Source organism: Thermus sp., assembly GCF_056332225.1.
Genome location: NZ_JBWGQW010000083.1, coordinates 1 through 4,183 on the forward strand (window position 1 = coordinate 1; position 4,183 = coordinate 4,183).

The 4,183-nt window shown below is 67.5% G+C and carries 4 protein-coding genes; all 4 read left to right on the forward strand.

The annotated features are described in order from the left end of the window. Window positions 1–454 precede the first annotated feature (454 nt). From AC01Y6_RS09700 to AC01Y6_RS09715, 4 genes are read left to right on the forward strand one after another with little or no spacing between them, the layout of a single operon-like run. A complete protein-coding gene (locus AC01Y6_RS09700; protein ID WP_476671312.1) occupies window positions 455–865 on the forward strand; it encodes a hypothetical protein in 411 nt (136 codons plus the stop codon). Continuing rightward, the gene (locus AC01Y6_RS09705; protein WP_476671314.1) at window positions 865–1,314 is read left to right on the forward strand and encodes a YbjN domain-containing protein; all 450 of its coding nucleotides are present in this window, start codon (window positions 865–867) and stop codon (window positions 1,312–1,314) included. Before AC01Y6_RS09700 ends, AC01Y6_RS09705 begins: the two co-directional genes overlap by 1 nt. Window positions 1,315–1,322: 8 nt before the next feature. Continuing rightward, window positions 1,323–2,027 carry a hypothetical protein gene (locus AC01Y6_RS09710; protein WP_476671315.1) on the forward strand — a complete coding sequence of 235 codons (705 nt, stop codon included), beginning with the start codon at window positions 1,323–1,325 and terminating at the stop codon, window positions 2,025–2,027. Continuing rightward, complete coding sequence (locus AC01Y6_RS09715; RefSeq protein WP_476671316.1) at window positions 2,024–3,607, forward strand: hypothetical protein; 1,584 nt, start codon at window positions 2,024–2,026, stop codon at window positions 3,605–3,607. Before AC01Y6_RS09710 ends, AC01Y6_RS09715 begins: the two co-directional genes overlap by 4 nt. Window positions 3,608–4,183: the final 576 nt, after the last annotated feature.

Consider the following 4,183-nt stretch of genomic DNA (forward strand, 5'->3'; position numbering starts at 1 on the left):
CCAGCAACTGCAGATGCAAGGAATACAGCTCAGCCGCCAGCCCCTTTCCGGCCTGAACCTTGGGGGTAGGCCCGCCCTTGGCGTTTACAGCCAGATCACTTTTCTGGGCCAAAGCTACGTGGACGTGGCCGTGTACACCGTGGAGCGGGGCCGGGCCTACGGCCTACAGCTCACTGCCCCAGCCCAGGCCTTTCCCCAGGTGCAGGGGGTTTACCAAGCGCTTCTAAGCCAGGTGGAGCTCGTGGGGGCGCAGGCCCCGCAACCCTTCCCTTCGCCCCAACCCTTCTCTCCCTTCCCACAGCCAACCCCTCCCCCCTTTCCTCCGGTGCCAGGAGAGGATAGGGGCGGCAGCGGCTCGTTCTCGCCGCAACCTTTCCCTTCGCCCCAGCCGCCCTCGGGGGACAAGGGGAACCAGCGGCCCCGTCCCGCCTTTACCCCCCCTGCTGACCGCCCGGTGGAGCTCCGGTATGGGAAAGAGGTGGGGGACGGCACCCGCTTCGCCGTGGCCCTGGGCGGCCTCCGCTACCGCATCGTGCCCAAAGGGCCGGGGCGGTGGGAGGTAACGGAGGTGGTGGCGGGCGCCAACGGGGAGGAGAAGGAAACCTACCTTCTGGACGGACTCGGCCTCCAAGAGGAGGAGGAGGTCCTCCTGCCCCCGGTATGGCACACCGGGCGGGAGGAGATAGGGGGCCTGAGGTTTTCCCGGGAAAACCGGGGAGATCTCGTGGTCTACCGCTACCAGGACGAGGAGATACGCCTGGAGTTCGCCTACCGAAAGGACGGGTGGCTCGCCTACTACGTTCAATGTGACCTTACCAAGAAGGCCAACCCCTGTGTGCGCTACACCCTTAAGGAGGTGCGGTGATGCGCTTCGCCCTGTTCTTGATTCCTCTTCTGCTTCCCGTCCTGGCCCAGGGGGTGCGGACGGGGATCACCCCCAAGGAGGCGGAGGCCCTCCTCAAGGCGGCCTCCTACCGCTACGAGCGGGTGGAAGAGGGCGGGGAGGTCTACTTCCGCCTGCGGCTTGCGGGGCTTCAGGCCCTTCTTCTGCTCATGGACTGCGAGAAGGAGGTGTGCTCGAGCCTCCAGCTCTACGCGGGCTTCTCCATGAAGAAGCCCCCGAGCCTGGAGCGCATCAACGCCTGGAACCGGGAGAAGCGCTTTTCCCGGGCCTACCTGGACAAGGACGGGGACCCGGTCCTGGAATGGGACCTGGACCTCTCGGGCGGGGTGACCGACGGGGCCATAAAAGCCTTTCTGGATTTGTTTGAGGAAAGCCTCCGGGCCTTCGCGTCCTGGATCGGCTTTGATTAGGGGGCCAAATGCGGGAGCTCGCTTTTCCGGCGGGGGTGCGTTGGAGGCTTGGGTGGGCGCTTCTTTTGGGGCTTCTTCTCCTTGCCTTTGGGTTTAAGGCCCGGGAGCCCTTGGCCCTGCTTGTGGGGGGGCTTCTCGTCTTGGCCTTCGCCCTTCACCTCCGCCGCACGGCCTATGCCCTCACCCTGGAGCCCGAGGGGGTGCGGTACGGGGGAAGGCTCTACCCCAGGGAGGCCCTGGAGGGCGTGGCCCTGGACCCCCTTTGGGGCAGGCTCCTCCTGGACTTCGGCGGGGAGAGGCTTCCCCTCCCCCTGGGGCTTCCCGGGTGGGACGAGGTCCTCGCCCACCTGGGGGTGGACTGGCGGGAGGTGGAGGGCCTTGTGGACTACCTCCTGGCCCAGCGGGGCCGGGTCTGGTTCCTCGGGGCCCTCCACCCGCCCCGGGAGGCGGAGGGGGTCCACCGCTGGGCCCAGGGCCTCTACCGGCGCCACTTCCTCAAGATCTACGGGGCCCTGGCCCTCTTGGGGGTGGGGCTTGCCCTCTTCTCCTTGGCCGAGGGCCTGGGGCTCGCCCTCTTCGCCCTGGGCTTCGGCCTCGCCCTCTGGTGGCTTCTCGCCTTCCCCCACGACCTGGTGCGCCTCAGGGGAGGCGGGGGGCGGTACAACCCCCTGGACCCGGAGTTCCAGAAGCTTGCGGAGGAGGGAAGCGCATGAGGCGGATAGCGGTTCTTGGGGCGTTCCTTTTGGCTTTGAACGCGGGAGCCGAGCGGGTGGTGGACCGGCTCCACGGCTTCGCCGCGGACCTGCCCGAGGGGTGGAGTCTCGTCTTCGCCGAGGGAGGCCTCCTCTTCACCGACCTGGAGAGCGTGGTCCTGGTGCGGGGCATGCCCTTAAAAAGCCCCAGGGAGGCGGCGAAGCCCCTCCTGGAGGAGGCGAGGCGCCTTGGGGGAGGGCAGGCCACCTTCCACTTCAAGGCCGCCTCGGGAGGGCTCATGCTCCTCGCCCGGGGCCTGGGCTACCCCTTTTTCCTCACCCAGAGGGCCATGGGGGAACTGGCCCTCTTCGCCATGGCGCCCGAGGCGCAGGCCGCCCTTTCCGGGCTCCGTTACGAGGCGGCCCACCTCCTCCTCCCAGGTCCTAAGAGCCTCCTCGCCGTGAGCGCCTACCTGCCCCAGGATCTCTCCCCGGACGGCAGGAAGGAGGTCTTGGGGCTTCTCCGCTCCTTGGAGTTTTTGGGGCCCAAGGAGCGGGTGCCCTACCGGATGGAGGCGGTCCTGGACCCCGGGCTTGGGGTTCCCGCCCTAGCCGTCCCCGTGCCCCAGGGGTACACCCTGGCGGGGAGCGTGGTGGACCTAGACGAAACCCGGCACCACCCCGTCTTCCAGCTCGCCAAGGGCGGGGTGGTCCTCCGGCGGGACGCGGTCTTACTGGAGGCCATGGCCATCGCCACGCCCTTCGGAGGGAGTCCCAACACCATCCTCCTCTGGAACGGCCGGGCGGGGCAGGTGCCGGGCTTCCTCTGCGCCCGGGGCCCCGAGGAGCTTCCCGCCCTCTTCGCCCAGGGCCTTTGGGCCCTGGAGGCCGGGAGCCCCTGGGAGGTGGAGCGTGCCAACCCCCTCCGGGGGAGGAGCCGGGTGGCCCGGTACCTGGAAGAGACGCGGGAGGCCTACGAGAGGCTCATGGACCAGCAGATGCTCATGGTCATGGGAAGGTCCGGGACCCAGTACCAGAGCTGGCGGCAGAGCCTGGACCTCCGCGCCCGCCAAGGAAACGTGGGGCGGCAGGCCGTGGTGAAGGCCCATGGATTCCTCCGGTACGAGCCTTCCTTCGCCGCCTCCTCCGCCCACTGCAGGCTCTACCTGGAGCTCGCCTTGGTGCACGGCCCCAAGGAGGCCCTGGCCCGGGAGCAAGGGGTCCTGGCCGGGGTCTTCCTGGGCCTCGCCCTGAACCCCCGCTGGGCCGCCCTGGAGGCGGAAAGAAGCAGACGGGCGAGCAGCGAGCTCACCCGGATGGTCCTCCAGATGAACAAGGATGCGGAGGAGTTCAACTCCTGGATGAGCCGGTCCTGGACCAACCTCCTCTCGGACCAGACCTACGCCCGCGACCCCGCCACCGGGGAGACCTTCCGCCTTTACAAGCAGTCCTTTGACACGGGAGCTTTTTGGCGGGAGCCCGTCTTCGGAGGGGTCCTGGGGAGCGTGGAGCGGGGCGGGAAGCTGGAAGAACTCCTCCGCGGCGGGGGCTGGCGGCGCCTGGAGGAGTCCCTGAGCGGCCTTCCCGGCACCTGGCGGTGATGCCCCCCGTCCCGGGCATGCCGGGACGGGGACGCGGAAAAACCGGTCCACGGCCTCCCACCCTGGCGCTGGGTGGAGGGGCTTGGGCGCGGCTTTGGGGGGGCCGCCTTCAAGGGTAAAGCCTGCCCCGCCAGCAAGAGGTAGCCCCCAAAGCCGCCTCTCGTGCATGCCTCTTCCCCCGGAGGGAAGAAGGTGAATGTCTAGCAATCCCCTTACGGGGCTATGTGGTTTGCAACATGACCCAGGCCGCCATCTCCCACGTGGCCTCGGTGCAGTCGCAATCCCCTTACGGGGCTATGTGGTTTGCAACCCTCACCCGGGCCAAGTTCTATGAGAGCCAAACGACTCGGGTCGCAATCCCCTTACGGGGCTATGTGGTTTGCAACCATTAGGCGCTTTTTGGTGGAGGAAGCGTATAATGTCGTTGGGTCGCAATCCCCTTACGGGGCTATGTGGTTTGCAACTCTACCCCTCTAAGAATCCCGTCCTGGACGGCACCGCCAGAGGGGGGTTTATGAGAAAGATGAAGTTTGGAATATGCACACGGCGAATAACGGGGGTTTTCGGGGGTTTATG

Bases quoted from the DNA above. Each gene is read 5' to 3' on its own strand.
- AC01Y6_RS09705 (WP_476671314.1), top strand. From the start codon at position 865: ATGCGCTTCGCCCTGTTCTTGATTCCTCTTCTGCTTCCCGTCCTGGCC.
- AC01Y6_RS09710 (WP_476671315.1), top strand. From the start codon at position 1,323: ATGCGGGAGCTCGCTTTTCCGGCGGGGGTGCGTTGGAGGCTTGGGTGG.
- AC01Y6_RS09715 (WP_476671316.1), top strand. From the start codon at position 2,024: ATGAGGCGGATAGCGGTTCTTGGGGCGTTCCTTTTGGCTTTGAACGCG.